This window comes from Streptomyces sp. NPDC006512, assembly GCF_040611935.1.
Lineage (GTDB): Bacteria > Actinomycetota > Actinomycetes > Streptomycetales > Streptomycetaceae > Streptomyces.
The window spans coordinates 1-19,163 of record NZ_JBEXPG010000101.1 but is presented as its reverse complement, the minus strand read 5'-3'; the positions used below and the strand labels follow the sequence as shown (position 1 = coordinate 19,163).

Here is a 19,163-nt window from a genome sequence, read left to right as displayed (position 1 = left end):
GACCTCGGACGCGGAGAGCTTCTTGGCGCCGTCGGCCACGTTGGCGGCCGTGTCCTTGGGCTCGTCCTTCTTGGCCTCGGAGCCGTAGCCGCAGGCGGTGAGCAGCAGGGGAAGGGCGGCGGTGACGGCGAGGACGCGCAGGGCGTTGAGCGGTCTTGCGGCAGACACGGAGGTGTCCTTTCACGGGATGGGGTTCAGGGCGTGTGGAACGGAACCGGCTGCGGAGCGGAGTGGCGCAAGGGTGACGGCACGCGGGGCGCTCCCGGCCGTCGGCGGCGGGATCGAGCCCGTGGGCTGAGCGGCGGACGGGTGCCGGACGGCCCGGGGGCGATCGCCGAGCCGTACTTCGGACACCCGCGACTTCGGACACCCGCGACTTCGGACACCCCCGACTTCGGACACCCCCGACTTCGGACACCCGAGGGCGGTGACGTCGACCGACGGTGACGGGCACCCAACGGCGCCGTGCGTGCGGGGCCGGGACCTGGGGGTGGGTCAGGCAGGCTGACAGATGGCGCTGGACGTACGGACCAGGTCGATGTGCCGACGGGAGGTCAGGGGCGGCATCGGGCCCGCGTGGTGCGGTGTTCGCACGGCCACCTCCTGAATTCCTAGTTTCCCTACCGGGCTGGTAGGCATATTGGCAGGCGGAGGCACCCGCCCCAAGGGGGTGACCACATGATGGACGCCGTGATCTCGCGATATGAGAACCCGCAGGTGGGCGGGGAGATCAGGGCGTAGGGATCGGGGCGCGGGATCAGTACGCGGGGATCAGGGATTGGTCCAGGCGTCAGGGGCACGGGTCAGCGCGGACACGTCGGCGGGCAGGTCGGCCGCCGCGACGTCGGCGAGCGTCACACCGTCGAGGATCTCGCGCACGTTGGCCCGCAGCGCGATCCACAGGGGGAGGAGCGCCTGGGCGGGACCGGTGTACGAGAGGTCCGGCGGGCGGACCCCGCGTACCGAGACGAGCGGTCCGTCCACGACGCGGATGACGTCCGCGATGCTGATGGAATCGGCGGGCTTGGCCAGCCGGTAGCCGCCGTTGCCGCCGCGCTGGCTGAGTACGAGGCCACCCCTGCGCATGTCGTTCAGGATGCCTTCGAGGAACTTGTGCGGGATGTCCTGGGCGTCGGCGATGGCTTCGGCCTTCAGTGGCCCGTCATCCTGTGACGCGGCGAGCTGTAGCGCGGCACGTACCGCATAGTCCGCCCTGGCTGAGATCCGCATGCGGACATTATCCCGCACGACGTGCGCCGATGTCCGTCGCGGGTGGCCCGCCGGCCGCCGGGCGGGTGTCCGTGCCCGGCGGCCGAGCGGATCAGGGCGCGGCGGGGGCGTCCGGTGTCAGTGGAAGGCCGCCGCCACGGCTCGGTGGGAGCCGTTCAGGTAGTGCTCGCCGATCGAACGCAGGCGGTGCGCGGCGGGGTAGTGGGCCGTCAGGACGCGGGCGTTGCGCCAGAAGCGGTCCAGGCCGGGGGCGTCCGCGAGCTCCAGTACCCGCGCGGTGACGTGCAGCGCCGCCTTCGACGTCACCGTCTCGGCGGTGGCGACCAGGGCGGCGACGCCCGCGGGTTCCTCGGCGTCGAGCTGCGCGCCCGTGTCGAGGGCCTGCGCCATGACCTCCGTAGCCCGGTCGACCACGGCGGTGGCCGTCTGGGCGGCGGAGGCGAGTTCCCCGTACGTCAGGAACAGGTCCGGGTCCGCGCCGGGCAGCCGGTACGCGCGGCCGCCCCTGCTGAGGTCGCGCGCTTCGGTGAGGGCGCCCTCGACGATGCCGAGGCCGACGTGACAGAGCGCGAGCCGGAGCGCCGGTCCGGCGAGCGCGGTGAAGGGCGCGATCGACTCCTCGTCGTGCGGCCGGCGGCCCAGCACCTGCCCGGGCGGGACGGTGACCCGGTCGAGGACGACTTCGCCCGCGCCGACGACGCGCTGCCCGAGGCGGTCCTGGGCGGGTTCGATGGTCACGCCCCGCGCGCCGAGCGGAATCCGCAGGAGCAGGTCGTCACCGGTGACGGCGCAGAGGGCGTCGACCACGATCTGGTCCGCGACGGAGACGGCCGTGTCCACGAACCGGCGGCCGTTGAGCACGTAGCCGGTGTCACGTGGCCTCAGCGTGAGGTCCGGCCCGTCGGTGTCTTCGTGCGGTCCGGGCGTGCGGACGGCCCCGGTCCACAGCCACTGCTCGCGCGCCGACTCCTCTTCGAGGGCGCTCGCGTGGTGCGGTCCCGCGTAGAAGCGTCCGCTCCACGCGTGCACGTAGTGGCGGGCGAGTACGTCCCCGACGGAGCTGTCCGCCGCGGCGATCCTCCGTACGACGGCACATGCGGTACGCCAGTCCGCCCCGCGGCCCGGCCCGGGCGGCGTGAGGGCCGCCAGCAAGCCGGCCTCGCGCAGCCGGGCGGCCTCGTCGGTGGGCGGCTCACCCGCCTGGTCGCGGGCGATCGCGTCCGCGGCGAGGTCGTCCGCGACATCGCGGGCGGTACGCAGCAGCCCGCGGCGAAGCTCGTCGGCGGTCCGGCGGGCGGCGGTGCTCGGTGTCGTCGGCACGGGCGTCACTGACAGGCCCGGGTGCAGCCGCGCGGCGCGGGGGATGGGGCTGGGCGGACGGCGGTGCCATGCGGGATGGCAGGGGTCATGTCGGCTACTCCGGAACGTTGTTGGGCGGCGGTGGCGGGCCGAGACGCGTACCGAGCCCGGCGAGTGCCGACGGCACCGGTGTCCGGACGGGCCGAGCTCATCGGAACCCCACCTTTCCCATCGGATTGATAGGGATACTCGCCCGCGGCGACCTTCGCGGCAAGAGCGCGACCGCATGGTGGACAGCGCCGTCTCGTCATGGAAGATGACGTGCCGTCAATTCCTGGCGGTCCGGCCAGAGGTCCGTCCCGGTGCCCCCGCGGGGCTTCCTGGGGTCTCCGGCGGTCACGGGCGCCATCCGTTCCCCATGGAATCGATAGGGAAGTATTGACGCCCGCCCGTCGGCCCGCTCACGATGTGGCCATGTCCCCGTCGCAGCCGTTGCTCGTACGCCGCAGGCACGTTGACTTCCGTCTCGTCGCCAGCTGCGTCTGCCGACCTGGCTAGTGCCGTGGCCGGGAAGGTTTGCCGGGTCGCGGCGTCCGGTGCGGTGCATCTCAAGGCGGAGGGCCACGGCTCGTACTGGACGTACCTCCGTGGTCCGACAACGCGGAGAGGTGCCGTGCCGGGCGTCGCGACCCGGTGGACCTTCCCGGGCACGGCACTAGGTCGTGTCGGGCTCCTTCGACAGGGCGTTCCATCGACGCGCGCAGGCCTTCCGGCCGCCGCTCCTCCCGTACGTCGGGCTCGTCCCCTGACTCCGGGCCTCCCGAGCCGCAGGGGTCGTACCCCCGGCGCGCGTCATGCTTCCTCGCGCGGTCGTTCCGCCACGGAGAGCCCCGCCCCGTCGCGTCCGAACACCCGGCATCCCCACCCACTCCGAGCAGCCGAGGGGCTCATCGTGACCACCGCACTTCCCGCACACTCCACCCGTCGTTCCCCGGGTTTCCACCTCCAGCTGGTCGGCGGCGGCCCGGTCGGGGTCCCCGCCGACGGGACTGGCGGCGGCCGCGTCGGATACCTCGTGTTCCTGCCGGCGGACGTCGACCCGGTGGCGCTCATGGAATCGCACGGCGTGCGCCCCGAGATCCGTCCCCCGGGGCCCGGAACGCGTCCCGCTGCCCAGCCGGAACCGGCCCCCCGGCCCGAACCCGTCCCCTCGGACGACGCCATCCGGGTCGACCAGGACCGGCGGCTGATCGAGGTCGACGGGCGTGAACTGGACCTGACGTACCTGGAGTTCACCCTCCTCGCCCACCTCGTGACGCACCCGCACACGGTTCACACGCGCGAGGCCCTCATCTCGGGCGTCTGGGGATACGGGCACGTCGGCGACGGCCGAACCGTCGACGTCCACGTGGCCCGGCTGCGCCGCAAGCTCGGCCCCGCCTACCGGGACCGCATCTCCACGGTGCGCCGAGTGGGATACAGGTACGCGCCCGACCGCCGGTAGCCCGGGTTCGGCGAGGGGCGTCGTAGGGGACGGCCGGCCGCACGTCGGCGGGCCCGCGCGGGGTCGCCGGGCGCGGGCCCCCGGGCTGCGGCCTTCACTCGGCGCAGGCGCTGGCGAGGTCCGGGGCGATGTTGAGGACCGTGTCGGTACCGGTCACGGAGAACAGCCTCGCGATGTGGGGCGCCAGGGGGCCGGCGAGGACGAGGTGCTGTCGATGATGGGCCATGAGGAGCGTGTTGAGCACGGACGAGTCGACGAAGGAGACCCGCCCCAGGTCGAGGACGGTGCGTGTGACGCCGGCGTGGCAGGCGGCGTGCAGAGCCTGGCTCAGGGCGTCTTGGGAGTCGATGTCGAACTCTCCGGAGCACGCGATGATGCGGGTGCCGTCCTGGTCGGGCAGCGCCCGCACACACGCCAGGTCTCCCACGTCTACTCCCTCGTCGCCTCGTACCCGCCCGCGGCGCCGGGAGCAGCAAGCCGCGCCGACACCGGCCGCACCCCTCGGCGGCTGTCGACACGCGAGATTACATCTAACTTCCAGGTATGAAAAACTATACTGGCCGACATAGAAATCTGCCAGCGGGGGCGTGCGAGCTCTACAGTCGTCCTCTGTGACCGAACCTTCCCCGCACCTCCGTGCGACCACAGACGCCTACGACGCCATCGCCGTCCGCTACGCGGATCTCGTCCGCGACTCGCTCGACGACCTTCCGCTGGACCGCTCGTTTCTCGCCGCGTTCGCCGAACTCGCGCGAGCCGCCGATGCCGGGCCCGTCGCCGAGCTGGGCTGTGGTCCCGGATATGTGACGGGCCATCTCCGAGACCTGCGACTGGACGTCTTCGGCGTCGACCTTTCGCCGGTGATGATCGACCTCGCCCGGGAGGCCCATCCGGACCTGCGGTTCGAAGTCGGTTCGATGCACGCCCTGGACCTGGCCGACGGCGAGCTGGGCGGCATCGTGTCCTGGTACTCGGTCATCCACGCTCCGCCGCGGGAAATTCCCTCGTACTTCGCCGAGTTCCGCCGGGCCCTGGCCCCGGGAGGGACTCTCCTGCTGGCGTTCTTCGAGTCCGGGGGCGGTCCGGTGGCGGCGTTCGACCACAAGGTGACGACGGCCTACCGGTGGCCGGTCGACGAGCTCGCCGGGCTGGCCCGCGAGGCGGGTTTCGTCGAAGTCGGACGGATGCTGCGCGAGCCGCTCGCGGAGGAACGCTACCGACGCGGCCACCTGCTGATGCGCGCCGAAGACCGCCGGCACGGTCCCGCCGCCGGGAACCGGCCCGCCTGAGCCTCCCTGCGCCGCCGGCTCCTCGCCGGCGTGCGGGTCAGGCGGCGGGCTTGCCCGGCTGGTCGTGGGTCGAGCAGTGGATGCCGCCGCCGCCCGAGGCGATGGTGTCGATCGGGACGGGTACGACGTCCCGCTTGGGGAAGTGCTCGCGCAGGATCGCGCGGGCCCGGTCGTCGGCCGTGCGGTCGCCGAAGCGGGGCATGAAGACGGCGTCGTTGGCGACGTAGAAATTGGCGTACGTCGACACGAAGTCGTCGCCCTCGCCGGTGATCCTGTTCAGGTCGGGCTGCGGCAGGTCGATGACCTCGAAACGCCGGCCCCGGGCGTCCGTCGCCTTCGACAGGACGGCCTTGGCCTGGTCGGCGGAGCGCGACCAGGAGTCCGCCGGGGTACCGGGGTGCGCGCGGTCCAGCAGGACCACGCCGGGCGCGGTGAAGCGCACGAGGCTGTCCACGTGGGCGTCGGTGATGTCCTCGCCGCGCACGCCGGCCAGCCAGATCACCTTCTCGACGCCCAGGGTCTGCTTGAGTTCCTTCTCGATCGTGTCCCGGCTCTTGCCGCGGTTGCGGTTGTCGTTGACGATCGAGCTCTCGGTGATCAGCAGGGTGCCCTCGCCGTCGGGCTCGAAGGATCCGCCCTCCGCGACCAGCGGCGCCTGGAGGCGCGGGATCCCGTACTTCTGGAGCAGGCCGCGGCCCACGACGCCGTCGTTCTTGTGTTCCTGCTTGTTGCCCCAGCCGTTGAAGTTGAAGTCGACCCCGACCACCTTGCCGCCCTCCTCGACGAAGACGGGCACGGTGTCACGGGCCCAGAGGTCGTCGACGGCCAGCGGAATGACCTCGACCTGGGAGCCGCACGCCCGCTGCGCCGCGTTCACCTGGTCGGGCCGGGCCATCATGACGACCGCCTCGTACTCCCCGACGGCACGCGCGATCCGGGCGATGTCCTCGCGGACGTAGGGCAGGTCCTTGTCCCAGACCGAGGCCAGCGCGGGCCAGGACATGAACGTACGGGTGTGGCTCTCCCACTCGGCGCCGAGCCGGCGCTTGCCGCCCGGGGCGGCGGACGGGGAGGACCCGGCGGTCGCGGGTGCCTGGGCCCCGGACGCGGAGGGTCCGCAGGCCGCGGCGCCCGTGATGGCGGCGCCGATTCCGGCGAGGGTGCGAAGGACGGTCCGACGGGTGGGGGGCAGGAAGGACACGGGAACTCCGATCGTGGGCCGGCCGGAAGGCGTGCTTCCGGCCAGGGCGGGCGCGGGAGGTGGCGTAGGCCGACAAACCGGGCTCTACGGACAAGAATGCGCGCTCCGCACCGCGAACGGCCGCTCTGTAGGAAGAGTGATGCGGCCTAGTGTTGCCACTGTGGCACTGACTGGAAATTCAGTCAACTCGTGGCCGACGCGGAACGCAGTCGTCCTATTTCCACTCGGACCGCCTCGCGCAGCAGGTCGCGGGCGTGCTCCAGGGGGAGCAGGCCGCTGAGCCAGCGGACGCTGAGTCCCTCGAGCAGGGCCGTCAGTCGCTCCGCGGCGGCGGTGACGGCCCCGCGCGGCGCCTCCGGGCACAGTGCGGAGAGGGGGTCCGCGACCTCCGCGACCCAGGCCGCGCCCGCCGCGGCGAGTTCGTCCCGCAGCTCCGGATCGAAGACCGAGTGGGCCCGCAGCTCTCCCCACGCCGTACTGTTCTCGCGGACCTCGGGGACGTCCTGGAACTCCAGCAGCAGGGTCCGTTCCAGGAGCTGCCGCGGGTCGGTCGCGGGGGCTCCGGGCCCGGCCTCCCCCGTCGCGGTGTAGCGGTCCGCCCGGTCCCCGACGAACGCCAGGGCGTGCCGCAGGATGCCGGGCCGGTCCTTGAAGTGGTAGTAGATCAGGGCGGTGGACACGCCGGCCTCGGCGGCCAGGTCCGCCACGCGCAAGCCCCGGACGCCCTGACGTGCGATGACCCGTGCGGCGCCCGTGAGGATGGCTCGTCTGCGGTCGGTCACTATGTATCCCTTCCCGGTCGTGTGCGTCTCGCATTGTCACACATTGACTGAAAGTTTAGTTAGGGGCACGATGCGCGCAGGTCGATTGCCGCCTCGTTGAAAGAGCCCCCGCATGTCCGAGCACCTCCACGGCGTACCACCCGCGCCGACGGCGCTGTCCGCCGAAGACCCCTACGAGATCGGCGGCTACCGCCTCCACGCCCGACTCGGCTCCGGCGGCATGGGGGTGGTCTACCTGGCGTACACCCCCGGAGGGCGCCCGATCGCGCTGAAGGCCGTCCGCAGGGAGTTCGCCGCGGACCCCGAGTTCCGCGAGCGGTTCGCCCAGGAGGTGGCCAGCGCCCGCCGGATCCACGGACTGTTCACGGCCCAGGTGGTCGACTCCGGGGTCGACGACCGCACGCCGTGGCTCGCCACGGCCTACGTGCCCGGGCCGTCGTTGCAGGAGGTCGTGCGGCGGCACGGACCGCTGCCGGTGCGCACGGTCCTGCTGCTCGTCGCCGGCATCGCCGAGGCGCTGCAGGCCATACACCGGGCGGGCGTCGTCCACCGCGACCTCAAGCCCGCCAACGTACTGGTCACGGACGACGGCCCCCGGGTGATCGACTTCGGCATCGCGCGCGCGGCGGACGCCGCCGCCCTCACGGGTACGGGCCTGCGCATCGGCACCGCGGCCTTCATGGCCCCCGAGCAGGCGCTCGGTCGTCCGTCGAGCGCGGCGACCGACGTCTTCGCCCTCGGGGCGCTGACCGGGTACGTGGCGGGCGGGGTCCCTCCCTTCGGGCACGGGCCGGAGTCCGGAGCTCTCTACCGGGTGGTCCACGAACACCCCGACCTCGCCCGCGTACCCCGGGACCTGCACGACCTGATCTCGTGGTGCCTGGCCAAACGCCCCGAGGACCGCCCCACGACCGCGGAACTGATCGAGTCCGTGCACGCGCACCCCGTGGTGGGTCCGCGTCCGGAGTTCACCGACGGCTGGCTGCCCCGCCCGGTCCTGGAGGAGGCCGGCGGCCTGGGAGGCATCGGTACACCCCCTCCCGGGCACCTCCAGCCGACCCGGACCGCGACCGCGACCGCGCCCGCGGCCCGCGAGGGCGGCGGGCCCGCCCCCGAACCGTCCGGGCCGCCGGGGACACGGAACAACCCCTCCGCCCCGGCACCGGCGCCCAGCCCCGACCGCCGGTCGCCGCGCCGCGGGCGACGGGGCCTGCCGGTGGCGGCCCTGACGGCCGCCGCCACCTTGCTGGGCTGCGCCGGGGCCGTCTACTACCTGGACGACCCGGGCGGGGAGGGGGCGGCCACCGGCGGAAACCCCGCGCCCCGATCAGCAGCTCCGCCCACGGGCTCCGGGTACCTGCCCGGCTACGCGCAGGCCAGGCTCACCGCTCCCGACTCCGGCTACGAGTTCGACCTGAAGACGGGCAAGGTGGTGACCGCGGAAACGGCTACCTGGTACCTGGCGCGAGACGGCCGGGCGTTCCTGCCGTCCGAGGAATCCGACGCCTTCCTGGCCGACGGCGGGGAACTGGGGCCGGCCGGCTGCGTACACGGCATCGAGACGCGCCCGGCCGCCGTCCTGCCCTTCGACGCGCTCGCGAACGCGCGGCCGTTCTGCGTGCGGAGTCCGGACCGGAGCGAGATCGCGATCGTGCGGCTGGCCGGAACGGCGGCCGACGGCTCCGTCACGATCGTCGTGGACCAGTACCGCCGGAGCTGAAGCCTTAGCGCCGCCCGGAGACCCATTCGCCCAGGGAGACCCATGGACATCCGCCGCACCACCCCCCGAACCGGGTCCGCACCGGCGCGTACACCTGGTGACGGGCCGCGTACACCTGTCACGGAGGGCCCCGGTAGGGTGCGGACCATGGCGTCTCGCAGCACTCAGATCCTCGAAGCGGCCGCACGGGTGATCGCCCGGCGCGGGGTCCGCGGGCTGCGCGTGGAAGAACTCGCGGCCGAAGCCGGCGTCTCCACCGCCCTGATCTACTACCACTTCAAGGACCGTACGGGGGTGCTGCGCCAGACCCTCGAGTTCATCAACGACCGCGCCGAGCGCTACACCACCGACCGCGACCCGGACGACCCGCCGCTCACGCCCCGGGAAGAGCTGGAGGAAACGCTCCTCCTGGAGCTCCAGGACACCGCGGAGGTCCGGGAGAACAGCTCGGCCTGGGGCGAACTCCGTGCCAGCGCCGTGTTCGACGAGGTGCTGCGCGAGGATCTCGCCCGCGCCACCCTGGTCTGGGTCCAGGAAGTCGCCGCGCTGCTGGGCCAGGTCGAACCGATGACCCCGGCCTCCTCGCTCGCCGCCGCCGCCGAACGCCTCACCGCCCTCCTGGAAGGCCTCAGCATGCGCTGGCTCAGCGGAGGCACCAGGATCGATCACGCGCGGGAGCTCATGCGCGGCGCCATCGACGCCGAACTCGCCGGTCTCCGGCAGAACTGACGCCCCCGGCGGCCCCCCCGCTGGGGGTCCAGGGAGGTTGTGCCTGCCCCCGAATGCCGTCCGGCCCTGCCCTCCCCTCGGGAGGGGAACCTTTCGCCACACCATCTATTGACTGAATTTTCAGTCAATGCCAGAGTGGGGCCCAGCGCCGCCGCCGGCCCCGCAGAGTCCCGCCTCGCAGGCCGTGGACCGGCCCGCGGGCAAGCGCCCGCCTCCGTACCTCTCCCATTGCTCCGCACTCCCGGCACACCGGACGACGGACTCGCGGCCCCGGTGGCCCACCCCACCCGCCTTCCGAGGGAAGGAATGATCATGAAGGTTTCGACCGGCCAGGTTTCCTGGGTGGAAGCCCGGTGGGCCCCGTGCCCCTGACACCCACCGAACGCGACCGGCTCCTGCTGTTCACCGCCGCAGAACTGGCCCGGGCCCGCCACGCCCGCGGCCTGCGGCTCAACGTCCCGGAAGCGACCGCCGTCATCGCCGACACCGTGTGCGAGGCGGCACGCGACGGCCTGCGCCTCGCCGACGCCCTCGAACGCGGCCGGAGCGTCCTCGGTCCGGACGACGTACTGCCCGGCGTCGCGGACATCGTGACCGAGGTGATGGTCGAGGCGGTGTTCGAGGACGGCACCCGGCTCGCGGCGATCAGCGAACCGTTCGGGTCGCACCCCCGTGACGACGGCGCGCCGGGCGCCGTACTGCCCGGGGCGGACACCGTGGAGGCGCTCGCGCCGCTCCTGACCGTCACCGTGCGCAACGCCGCGACGGTTCCGGTCAGCGTGACCTCCCACTTCCACTTCTTCGAGGCCAACCCGCGCCTGGACTACGACCGCGCCGCCGCGTACGGCATGCGTTTGGCCGTCGCCGCCGGGTCGTCCGTCCGCTTCGACGCCGGCGCCACCGTCGAAGTCGGTCTCGTTCCGATCGGCGGCGACCGGATCGCCATCGGCTTCGCGGGCCTGGTCGACGGCCCGCTGGACGCCCCCGGAGCGAAGGAAGAGGCCCTGATCAGGGCCGCGGCCTGCGGCTACCTCGGCGTGGGCGCCCCGGAAGGAATCCCGACATGAGCAGACCGACACGACACAGCGACCACTGCGCCCCCGGCAGCCGGCACATCGACCCGCGCGAGTACGCGGCGGTGCACGGCCCCCGCGCGGGCGACCGGGTACGGCTCGGTGACTCCGGGCTGACCGTCCGGGTGGAGCACGACGCGCAGAAGCCGGGCGACGAGTTCCTGGCCGGTTTCGGGAAGACGGCCCGCGACGGCCTGCACCTGAAGGCCGCCGCCGTCCGCGAGACCTGCGACGTCGTGATCAGCAACGTGCTGGTCATCGACGCGGTCCTCGGGATCCGCAAGGTGTCCATCGGCATCCGCGAGGGCCGCATCCACGCGATCGGCCGGGCCGGCAACCCCGACACCCTCGACGGCGTCGACGTCGTCGTCGGCACCGGCACGACCATGATCTCGGGCGAGGGCCTGATCGCCACGGCCGGAGCCGTGGACACGCACGTCCACCTGCTGTCCCCGCGCATCATGGAGGCCTCGCTCGCGAGCGGGGTGACCACGATCATCGGTCAGGAGATCGGGCCCAGCTGGGGCGTGGGGGTGAACTCGCCGTGGGCGCTGAAGCACGGTTTCAACGCCTTCGACGCCTGGCCGGTGAACATCGGTTTCCTGGCCCGCGGCTCGTCCTCGGACGCGGCCCCGCTGGTCGAGGCGCTGGCCGAGGGCGGAGCTTGTGGTTTCAAGGTCCACGAGGACATGGGCGCCCATACCCGGGCCCTGGACACCGCGCTGCGGGTGGCCGAGGAGCATGACGTGCAGGTGGCCCTGCACAGCGACGGCCTCAACGAATGCCTGTCCGTCGAGGACACCCTGCGCGTCCTGGACGGCCGGACCATCCACGCCTTCCACATCGAGGGCTGCGGCGGCGGGCACGTGCCCAACGTGCTGAAGATGGCGGGCGTGCCGAACGTGATCGGCTCCTCCACCAATCCCACCCTGCCCTTCGGGCGGGACGCGGTCGCCGAGCACTACGGCATGATCGTCTCGGTCCACGACCTGAAGCCGGACCTGCCCGGCGACGCGGCGATGGCCCGCGACCGGATCCGCGCCGGGACGATGGGGGCCGAGGACGTCCTGCACGACCTGGGCGCCATCGGCATCACCTCCTCCGACGCCCAGGGCATGGGCCGGGCGGGCGAGACCATCCGCCGCACCTTCGCCATGGCCGCCAAGATGAAGGGCGAGCTGGGACCGCTGGCCGGTGACGGCGAGGGCGACGACAATGCCCGCGTCCTGCGCTACATGGCCAAGCTGACCATCAACCCGGCCATCGCCCACGGCCTGTCCCACGAGATCGGCTCCATCGAGGTCGGCAAACTCGCCGACATCGTGCTGTGGCGCCCCCCGTTCTTCGGCGCCAAACCACAGCTCGTCCTCAAATCCGGCTTCCCCGCCTACGGCGTCACCGGCGACCCCAACGCCGCCACGGACTGCTGCGAACCGCTCGTGCTCGGCCCCCTGTTCGGCGCCCACGGCGCCACCCCCGCGGACCTCTCGGTGGCGTTCGTCAGCCGGGCCGCCGCCGAGTCTGGCGCCTTCGGCGCACCGTACGACACGCTCGGTACCCGACGTCGCCGGGTCGCCGTGCGGGGGACCCGTGGCATCGGCCCGAAGAGCCTCGTCGGCAACGATCGGCTGGGGGACGTCGATGTGGATCCCCGCACCGGTCTCGTGACGCTCGACGGGGAACCCCTGCGCTCCGAACCGGCCCAGCGGGTCTCCTTGAACCGCCTCTACTTCCTCTGAGGGAGCTTCCTCTGAGGGAGCGGTCCCGCATTCCGCGTCCACTCACCCCCTCGCTCTTGACTGAATTTTCAGTCGAGTGGAAGACTCTGCCAACGAAAGAAACGAGACATCTGATGGCCGATTACCGTATGCCTGCCGAGTGGACCGCCCACGAGGGCTGTCTGATGGCCTGGCCGACCCGCGAGGACCTGTGGGGAAGCGTGCTCGCCACGGTCAAGGAGGAGTACGCCGACGTCGCCCGCGCCATCGCGGCCTTCGAGCCCGTGACGATGGTCGCCCCGCCCGGCCACGGCGCGGACGCCCGCAACCACTGCGGCGCGGACATCACCGTGATCGAGCTGCCGCTCGACGACTCCTGGTTCCGCGACTCCGCCCCGCTGTTCGTCCTCGACGGGGACGGCAACCGGGCGGGAGTGGACTTCCGCTTCAACGCCTGGGGCGGCAAGCACCACCCGTTCGACGCCGACGACCGGGTCAGCGCCCTGCTGCTGGAACACCTGGGGGTCGACCGGATCGCCTCCGACATGATCCTCGAAGGCGGAGCGGTCACCGTCGACGGCGAGGGCACGCTGATCACGACGGAGCAGTGCCTGCTGCACCCCAACCGCAACCCCGGCATGAGCCGGGACGAGATCGAGGCCGAACTGAAGGCCCGGCTCGGGGTCACCAAGGTCATCTGGCTGCCGTACGGCGGTCTGCTCGACACCGAGACCGACGGCCACGTCGACGGCGTCTGTGCCTTCGCCGCACCCGGCACCGTCGTCGTCTCCCTGCCCGACAACCCCAACCACCCCGACTACGCCCGGATGCGCGCCAACCGGGAAGTCCTCGAAGCCGCCACCGACGCCCGGGGCCGCCGGCTGGAGATCGTCGACGTACCGCAGACGGCCTTCGCCGACGTCGCCGACGGCGAGATCGAGGTCTCGTACCTGAACTACTACATCGCCAACGGCGGCGTCGTCGTCCCGGTGGCCGGGCTCCAGCAGGACGAGGACGCCCTCGCCGTGATCGCCTCGGCCCACCCCGGCCGCAAGGTCGTCGGGGTGCGCGCGCTGGCCATCGCGTTCGGCGGCGGAGGCGTGCACTGCATCACCCAGCAGATTCCCGCCGCCCGCACCACCACGACCACCGCCGGCTGACCCGGGCCGACCCCCTTCCCAGTGGACCGCCCCGGCGGTCCGCCCGCTCCTCCCCCCGCATCCCTCACGGAAAAGCGAGCGCGACGATGACCACCTCCCCACCCCGCACCAGCAGACGCCTCCACAGGGGGTCCGGCCGCCGCACCACGGCCCTCACCACCGCCGTCCTGACCTCCCTCGCCCTGCTCGCGGCCTGCTCGGGCCCGCCCAAGGGCGACTCCGGCGCCGTCACCGACGCCCACCTCTCTGCCTCCACACCCCCCGCCCAGGGTGAGATCGACTCCTTCAGCTGGGCCGTCTACGCCGAACCGCCCACCCTCGACTACACGGTGGCCTTCGACTACCCGCAGAACACCATCCTGTCCAACGTGTGCGAGAGCCTGATGCGCTGGACCCCGTCGCTCACCACCGAGCCGGGACTCGCCCAGAAGGCCTCCAACCCCGACCCCACCACCTGGGTCTACGACCTCCGCCCCGGTGTGCGCTTCCACGACGGCAACGAAATGACCGCGGACGACGTGGTCTTCAGCCTCGGCCGGCAGATGGACCCCGACAACGCCGCAGCCTGGGCCCAGGTCTTCCAGAACGTCGCCTCCGTCACCACGAGCGGTCCGCTCCAGGTCACCGTCAAGCTGAAGAAGCCCGACTCCCAGTTCCCGCAGTACATGGCCACCGCCGCGGGAGTGGTGGCGTCCAAGGCCGGCGTCGAGGCCGCGGGCAAGGACTACGGCACCACCGGCGGCCTCGCCTGTACCGGCCCCTTCCAGCTCGGCACGTGGAACAAGGGCCAGTCCATCGAACTCAACCGCTTCGACGGCTACTGGGGCACCGGGGCGAAATCGAAGAAGGCGGTCTTCCGCGTCCTGACGGACCCCTCCGCCCGCACCAACGCCATGCTCAGCGGCGAGGTCGACGGCGGCTACCTGATCCCCACCGAGAGCTACGCCCGCCTGCGCGCCGGTGGCACCGGCACCCTCTACTTCGGCGAGGGCCTGAGCACCGTCAACGTCAACGTCACCGACATGACGGGGCCCCTCGGTGACGTCCGCGTCCGCCAGGCCCTGTCCCTGGCGCTCGACCGCACCGGCTTCGTCAAGGCCGGACTCGGCGGCGCGGGCACCGTCACCAACTCCCTCACCACGCGCGCCGCCTGGGCCGCGGCTCCCGAGGGCACCCTGAAGACGGCGTTCGACGGGCTGCCGCCCACCGGCCAGGACATCGAACGGGCCAAGGCCCTGATCAAGGAGGCCGGAGCCGGGGGCAAGACCCTCACCATGGCCACCAGTTCCATAGGCCAGGACGTGTCCCTCCTCGCCACCGCCGTCCAGGCGGCCGGCACCCGGATCGGCCTGGACGTCCAGCTCCAGACCATCGCCCCCAACGCCTTCACGGCGCTGTTCACCGACCCCGAGGCGCGCGAGGGCATCGACATGTTCCCGCTCACCTACTACGACTCGATCACCGACCCCCTCGACCTGCTGGGCAACTTCAAGACCGGCGCCTACCTGAACTTCGCCGGCTACAGCGACCCCCAGTACGACCAGCTCGTCGACCGGGCCGCCGCCGTCTACCCGGTCGAGGAGCGGCTGGAGATCGAGGCGAAGCTCCAGCGGCACGCCTCCGAGCAGCTGCTGTGGATCCCCGTCGCCGAGTGGCCGACCGCGATGTTCCTGAACAAGCGGATCACCGGAGCCCCCACCACGATCTCGTACATGTACTACCCGTGGGCCGCCGATGTGGGGGCCGCCCCGTGAGCTTCGTCCGCTTCGCCGTACGCCGCGTGGCGGAAATGGCCGCCACCCTCCTCGTCGCCTCGTTCGTGGTCTTCGGAGCCATGTACCTGGCACCCGGCAGCCCGGCGAGCTTCCTGCTCGCCGGCCGGTCGGCCTCCCCGGAGGCCCTCGCCTCGATCAACGCCCAGTACCACCTCGACGACCCCTTTCTCGTACGGTACTTCCGCTGGCTCGGGGACGTGCTGCAGGGCGACTTCGGACGGTCGATCACCTACCGCACCGACGTCTCCAGCCTCCTGGCGGACCGGCTCCCCGTAAGCCTGCTGCTGATCGCGATGGCCCTCGTCGTGGTCGTCGCGGTCGGTCTCCTGCTGGGCCGGATCGCCGCCGTCCGCGGCGGAGCGACCGACTCCGCCATCCTCGTCACCACGACCTTCGCCGTGGGTACCCCGTCCTTCGTCGCGGCCGTCCTGCTCCAGGGACTGTTCGCCGTCAACCTCGGCTGGTTCCCCAGCAGCGGCGCGGGCGACGGCCTCGCCGACATGCTCTGGCACCTCACCCTCCCCGCGATCGCCCTCGCGCTGTACCTGATCGGCATGCTCGCCCGGGTCACGCGCTCGGCCATGCTCGAAGCCCTCGACAGCGAACACGTCACCGTCGCACGCAGCCGCGGCGTCCCCGAACGCCAGGTCATCCGCCGGCACGTCTTCCGCAACTCCCTCGGCACCGTCCTGACCACCGGCGGACTGATCGTCTCCACCCTCCTGGTGTGCACCATCCTGGTGGAGACCGCCTTCAGCATCGGCGGTATCGGGCAGCTCCTCGAACTGTCCACCACCACCAAGGACTTCCCGACCGTCCAGGCGATCTCACTGATCATCGTCGCCCTCTTCATGGCCGTGAACCTCGTCGTGGACCTGCTGCTGCCCCTGGTCGACCCCCGGGTCACCCTTGGATCCAGGAAGGCCGCCGCATGAGCGCCGTTCTGACGCGGCGGCCGGGCCTGTCCCGGATCCGCGCCGCCGGCGGGTCCCCGCTCCACGCCGCCTGCCTGCTGCTCGTCGGCCTGGTCGTCCTCGCCGCGCTCTGCGCGCCCTGGATCGCGCCGCACGACCCCAACGCCGTCGATCTGGGCAACGCCCTCGCCGGGCCTTCCGCCGCACACCCGCTCGGCGTGGACGGCGCCGGCCGTGACACCCTCACCCGGCTGCTGCTGGGCGCCCGCACCTCCCTGCTCGGTCCGCTGGGCGTCGTCGTCTTCTCCACCGTCGCGGGCATCGCCATCGGCATGGCCGCCGCCTGGCGGGGCGGCTGGCTCGACTCCGTCCTGTCCCGCAGCACGGAACTGGTCTTCGCCTTCCCCGGCATGCTGCTGGCCATCCTGATCATCTCCGTCTACGGCGAGGGCCTCATCGCCCCCGTCACCGCCCTCGCCATCGCCTACCTGCCCTACGTCAGCCGCCTCACCCGCTCACTGGTCCTGGCCGAACGCGCCCGCCCGTACGTGAGCGCCTACCAGGTCCAGGGCCACTCCGCGACGCAGATCTGCCTGCGCCACGTGCTGCCCAACATCGCCCCCGTCGTCCTCGCCCAGTCCACCGTCAACTTCGGCTACGCCCTCATGGACCTCGCCGGACTGTCGTTCCTCGGGCTCGGCGTCCCCGCGCTCACCCCCGACTGGGGCCGCATGGTCTTCGACGGACAGACCGCCGTCCAGCACGGCTACCCGCTGTCCGCGATCCTGCCCTGCGTCTTCATCGTGCTGACCGTGGTCGCCTTCAACGTGGTCGGCGAGCGCTGGGCCGACCGCGTCGCCAGGAGAGACAGATGACCAACACGACGAACACGACGAACACGAAGAACGCGACGAACACGCTCGACATCCAGGGGCTGAGGATCACCCTGCCCGGCACCGCCCGGCCCGTCCTCGACGGCATCGACCTCACCGTCGCGGCCGGCGAGACCGTCGCCCTGGTCGGCGAGTCCGGCTCCGGGAAGAGCCTCACCTCCCGCAGCGCGCTGCGCCTGCTGCCGCCCGGCGCGGTCGTCGAAGGCGCGGTGCGGGTCGCCGGGGAGGACGTACTCGCCATGGACGCCGACCGGCTGCGCGGCGTACGCGCCGGCACCGTGGCCATGGTCTTCCAGGACCCGCGCGCCACGGTCAATCCGCTGCGCCGCATCGGCGACTTCCTCACCGAGAGCGTCACCCTCACGCGGACCATGAACCGCGCGGACGCCACCGTCAGGGCCGTCGAACTCCTCCGGGCCGTGGGCCTGGACGAGTCCCTCCTGCGCAAGTACCCGGGCCAGGTGTCCGGCGGCATGCTCCAGCGCGTCGTCATCGCGGCAGCCCTCATGGGGGACCCCGCGCTCCTGCTGGCCGACGAGCCCACCACGGCGCTGGACGTCACCAGCCAGGCCGAGGTGATCGCGCTCCTGGCCGCCCTCCGCGAACGCTTCGGTACCGGCCTGCTGTTCGTCACCCACGACCTGGAATTGGCCGCGGCCATCAGCGACCGCGTCTACGTCATGTACGCCGGGCGGATCGCGGAGAGCGGACCCGCCGGTGCCCTCTTCGCCCACCCGCGCCATCCCTACACGGCCGCCCTCCTCGCCTCCACCCCGCGCATGGACGGACCCCGGGGAAGGCTCGCCGCCATCGAGGGCCAGCCCCCGGACCTGCGGGAGCCGCTCCAGGGCTGCGCCTTCGCCGCCCGCTGCCCGCTCGCCACGGAGATCTGCGACCAGCGGGCCCCCCTGCCGTCACCGGCCCCGGACCGGTCGGACCACCGGGCCGCATGCCACCACAGCGACCTGCTCGAAGGGAGCGCCGTCGATGCCTGAGAACGTACTGGAGGTCAAAGGCCTGCTGCGCGCGTTCGGCGCCGTCCGCGCGGTGGACGACGTGTCCTTCGCCCTGCCCGAGGGCGGATCACTGGGCGTCGTCGGCGAGTCCGGCTCCGGCAAGACGACCACCGCCCGCATCGTCGTCGGTCTGGAACGCGCCGACGGGGGAGAGGTCCTGATCCGCGGCCGGACCCGGAGCGGGCGCACCCGCGGCCGGACGTCACGGCTGGCCCGCGCCCGGGAGGTCCAGATGGTCTTCCAGGACCCGTACCTCTCCCTCGACCCGCGCACCAGCGTCGAAGCGGCCCTGCGCGAAACCCTGAGCCTGCACTTCCCCGGCCGCGACCATACCAAGCGGATACGGGAACTGCTCGACCAGGTCGGTCTGGGCACCCGGGCCGCCGACGCCCTGCCGCGCCGGCTGTCCGGCGGCCAGCGCCAGCGCGTGGCGATCGCCCGGGCCCTCGCCGTCGAACCGGCCGTCCTCATCCTCGACGAGGCCGTCGCCGCGCTCGACGTCTCCGTGCAGGCACAGATCCTCAACCTGCTGGCCGACATCAGGGAGCAGACCGGGATCGCGTTCCTGTTCATCACCCACGACCTCGGGGTCGTCCGGTGCGTCACCGACGAGATCGTCGTCATGCGGCACGGGTCCGTGGTCGAACAGGGCGGCACGCAGGAGGTGCTCGCCGCGCCCCGGCACCCGTACACCCGGCTGCTGCTGGAGTCCGTACCCCGCCCGGGCTGGGATCCGCAGGCGATCGCGGCGGCCCGGCGCGCGCTCTAGGGCCTGTCGTCAAACTCCCGTCGTCGCCCGGAGGGCGGCCCTGCGGCGTCTGGTGCGTGCTCTCGGTGCGCCGGGCGGAAGCCCGCGTACT

The 19,163-nt window shown here is 72.2% G+C and carries 18 protein-coding genes and 1 pseudogene; 12 read left to right on the top strand and 7 right to left on the bottom strand.

The genetic code is table 11. The features are described 5' to 3' along the window. From ABZZ17_RS38510 to ABZZ17_RS38495, 4 genes and pseudogenes are all read right to left on the bottom strand, one after another. Positions 1-168, bottom strand: a pseudogene (locus tag ABZZ17_RS38510) (sulfate ABC transporter substrate-binding protein); the annotation flags it as partial. A 327-nt stretch (positions 169-495) separates the two neighbouring features. Then, positions 496-567 (bottom strand): putative leader peptide, encoded by a 72-nt coding sequence (locus ABZZ17_RS38505; protein ID WP_356883799.1) that lies wholly within the window; start codon positions 565-567, stop codon positions 496-498. 204 nt (positions 568-771) lie between these two features. Beyond that, positions 772-1,230: an Rrf2 family transcriptional regulator gene (locus ABZZ17_RS38500; RefSeq protein WP_356883797.1), complete on the bottom strand. Its 459-nt coding sequence runs from the start codon at positions 1,228-1,230 to the stop codon at positions 772-774. A gap of 117 nt (positions 1,231-1,347) precedes the next feature. Then, on the bottom strand, positions 1,348-2,550 hold the full coding sequence (locus ABZZ17_RS38495) for an acyl-CoA dehydrogenase (RefSeq protein WP_356883795.1): 1,203 nt from the start codon (positions 2,548-2,550) through the stop codon (positions 1,348-1,350). Between the two features lie 931 nt (positions 2,551-3,481). On the opposite strand from ABZZ17_RS38495, the gene ABZZ17_RS38490 reads away from it, so the two are divergent. Then, positions 3,482-4,033, top strand: a complete 552-nt coding sequence (locus tag ABZZ17_RS38490; RefSeq protein ID WP_356883793.1) for a winged helix-turn-helix domain-containing protein — start codon at positions 3,482-3,484, stop codon at positions 4,031-4,033. Between the two features lie 94 nt (positions 4,034-4,127). On the opposite strand, the gene ABZZ17_RS38485 is transcribed toward ABZZ17_RS38490, so the two are convergent. After that, entirely contained in the window at positions 4,128-4,460 is a 333-nt protein-coding gene (locus tag ABZZ17_RS38485; RefSeq protein WP_356883792.1) for an STAS domain-containing protein, read from the bottom strand. 184 nt (positions 4,461-4,644) lie between these two features. Between ABZZ17_RS38485 and ABZZ17_RS38480 the strand changes: the two genes are divergently transcribed. Continuing rightward, positions 4,645-5,322 (top strand): class I SAM-dependent methyltransferase, encoded by a 678-nt coding sequence (locus ABZZ17_RS38480; RefSeq protein WP_356883790.1) that lies wholly within the window; start codon positions 4,645-4,647, stop codon positions 5,320-5,322. Positions 5,323-5,359: 37 nt separating this feature from the next. Here ABZZ17_RS38480 and ABZZ17_RS38475 read toward each other — a convergent pair whose 3' ends face one another. Further along, positions 5,360-6,523, bottom strand: coding sequence for an agmatine deiminase family protein (locus ABZZ17_RS38475; RefSeq protein ID WP_356883788.1), 1,164 nt, complete (start codon positions 6,521-6,523; stop codon positions 5,360-5,362). 182 nt (positions 6,524-6,705) lie between these two features. Further along, a complete protein-coding gene (locus ABZZ17_RS38470; protein WP_356883786.1) occupies positions 6,706-7,305 on the bottom strand; it encodes a TetR/AcrR family transcriptional regulator in 600 nt (199 codons plus the stop codon). Between the two features lie 112 nt (positions 7,306-7,417). Between ABZZ17_RS38470 and ABZZ17_RS38465 the strand changes: the two genes are divergently transcribed. The 10 genes from ABZZ17_RS38465 (at position 7,418) to ABZZ17_RS38420 (ending at position 19,072) form a co-directional block, all read left to right on the top strand. Next, positions 7,418-9,025 (top strand): serine/threonine-protein kinase, encoded by a 1,608-nt coding sequence (locus tag ABZZ17_RS38465; protein ID WP_356883784.1) that lies wholly within the window; start codon positions 7,418-7,420, stop codon positions 9,023-9,025. 147 nt (positions 9,026-9,172) lie between these two features. Then, positions 9,173-9,754 carry a TetR/AcrR family transcriptional regulator gene (locus tag ABZZ17_RS38460; RefSeq protein WP_356883782.1) on the top strand — a complete coding sequence of 194 codons (582 nt, stop codon included), beginning with the start codon at positions 9,173-9,175 and terminating at the stop codon, positions 9,752-9,754. 362 nt (positions 9,755-10,116) lie between these two features. Beyond that, complete coding sequence (gene ureA, locus ABZZ17_RS38455; RefSeq protein ID WP_356883780.1) at positions 10,117-10,821, top strand: urease subunit gamma; 705 nt, start codon at positions 10,117-10,119, stop codon at positions 10,819-10,821. Next, positions 10,818-12,566 carry an urease subunit alpha gene (locus ABZZ17_RS38450; protein WP_356883778.1) on the top strand — a complete coding sequence of 583 codons (1,749 nt, stop codon included), beginning with the start codon at positions 10,818-10,820 and terminating at the stop codon, positions 12,564-12,566. The genes ureA and ABZZ17_RS38450 overlap by 4 nt, the downstream gene beginning before the upstream one ends. Before the next feature lie 113 nt (positions 12,567-12,679). Further along, positions 12,680-13,705 (top strand): agmatine deiminase family protein, encoded by a 1,026-nt coding sequence (locus ABZZ17_RS38445; RefSeq protein WP_356883776.1) that lies wholly within the window; start codon positions 12,680-12,682, stop codon positions 13,703-13,705. An 86-nt stretch (positions 13,706-13,791) separates the two neighbouring features. Next, on the top strand, positions 13,792-15,459 hold the full coding sequence (locus tag ABZZ17_RS38440; RefSeq protein WP_356883774.1) for an ABC transporter substrate-binding protein: 1,668 nt from the start codon (positions 13,792-13,794) through the stop codon (positions 15,457-15,459). Further along, on the top strand, positions 15,456-16,415 hold the full coding sequence (locus ABZZ17_RS38435; protein WP_356883772.1) for an ABC transporter permease: 960 nt from the start codon (positions 15,456-15,458) through the stop codon (positions 16,413-16,415). Before ABZZ17_RS38440 ends, ABZZ17_RS38435 begins: the two co-directional genes overlap by 4 nt. Next, complete coding sequence (locus ABZZ17_RS38430) at positions 16,412-17,269, top strand: ABC transporter permease (RefSeq protein ID WP_356883770.1); 858 nt, start codon at positions 16,412-16,414, stop codon at positions 17,267-17,269. The genes ABZZ17_RS38435 and ABZZ17_RS38430 overlap by 4 nt, the downstream gene beginning before the upstream one ends. Continuing rightward, positions 17,266-18,282, top strand: a complete 1,017-nt coding sequence (locus tag ABZZ17_RS38425; RefSeq protein ID WP_356883768.1) for an ABC transporter ATP-binding protein — start codon at positions 17,266-17,268, stop codon at positions 18,280-18,282. The genes ABZZ17_RS38430 and ABZZ17_RS38425 overlap by 4 nt, the downstream gene beginning before the upstream one ends. After that, a complete protein-coding gene (locus ABZZ17_RS38420) occupies positions 18,275-19,072 on the top strand; it encodes an ATP-binding cassette domain-containing protein (protein ID WP_356883766.1) in 798 nt (265 codons plus the stop codon). Before ABZZ17_RS38425 ends, ABZZ17_RS38420 begins: the two co-directional genes overlap by 8 nt. Positions 19,073-19,163: the final 91 nt, after the last annotated feature.

Coding starts and splice junctions, on each gene's coding strand:
- ABZZ17_RS38425 (WP_356883768.1), top strand. CDS start 17,266: ATGACCAACACGACGAACACGACGAACACGAAGAACGCGACGAACACG.
- ABZZ17_RS38450 (WP_356883778.1), top strand. CDS start 10,818: ATGAGCAGACCGACACGACACAGCGACCACTGCGCCCCCGGCAGCCGG.
- ABZZ17_RS38430 (WP_356883770.1), top strand. CDS start 16,412: ATGAGCGCCGTTCTGACGCGGCGGCCGGGCCTGTCCCGGATCCGCGCC.
- ABZZ17_RS38445 (WP_356883776.1), top strand. CDS start 12,680: ATGGCCGATTACCGTATGCCTGCCGAGTGGACCGCCCACGAGGGCTGT.
- ABZZ17_RS38440 (WP_356883774.1), top strand. CDS start 13,792: ATGACCACCTCCCCACCCCGCACCAGCAGACGCCTCCACAGGGGGTCC.
- ABZZ17_RS38460 (WP_356883782.1), top strand. CDS start 9,173: ATGGCGTCTCGCAGCACTCAGATCCTCGAAGCGGCCGCACGGGTGATC.
- ABZZ17_RS38420 (WP_356883766.1), top strand. CDS start 18,275: ATGCCTGAGAACGTACTGGAGGTCAAAGGCCTGCTGCGCGCGTTCGGC.
- ABZZ17_RS38465 (WP_356883784.1), top strand. CDS start 7,418: ATGTCCGAGCACCTCCACGGCGTACCACCCGCGCCGACGGCGCTGTCC.
- ABZZ17_RS38500 (WP_356883797.1), bottom strand. CDS start 1,230: ATGCGGATCTCAGCCAGGGCGGACTATGCGGTACGTGCCGCGCTACAG.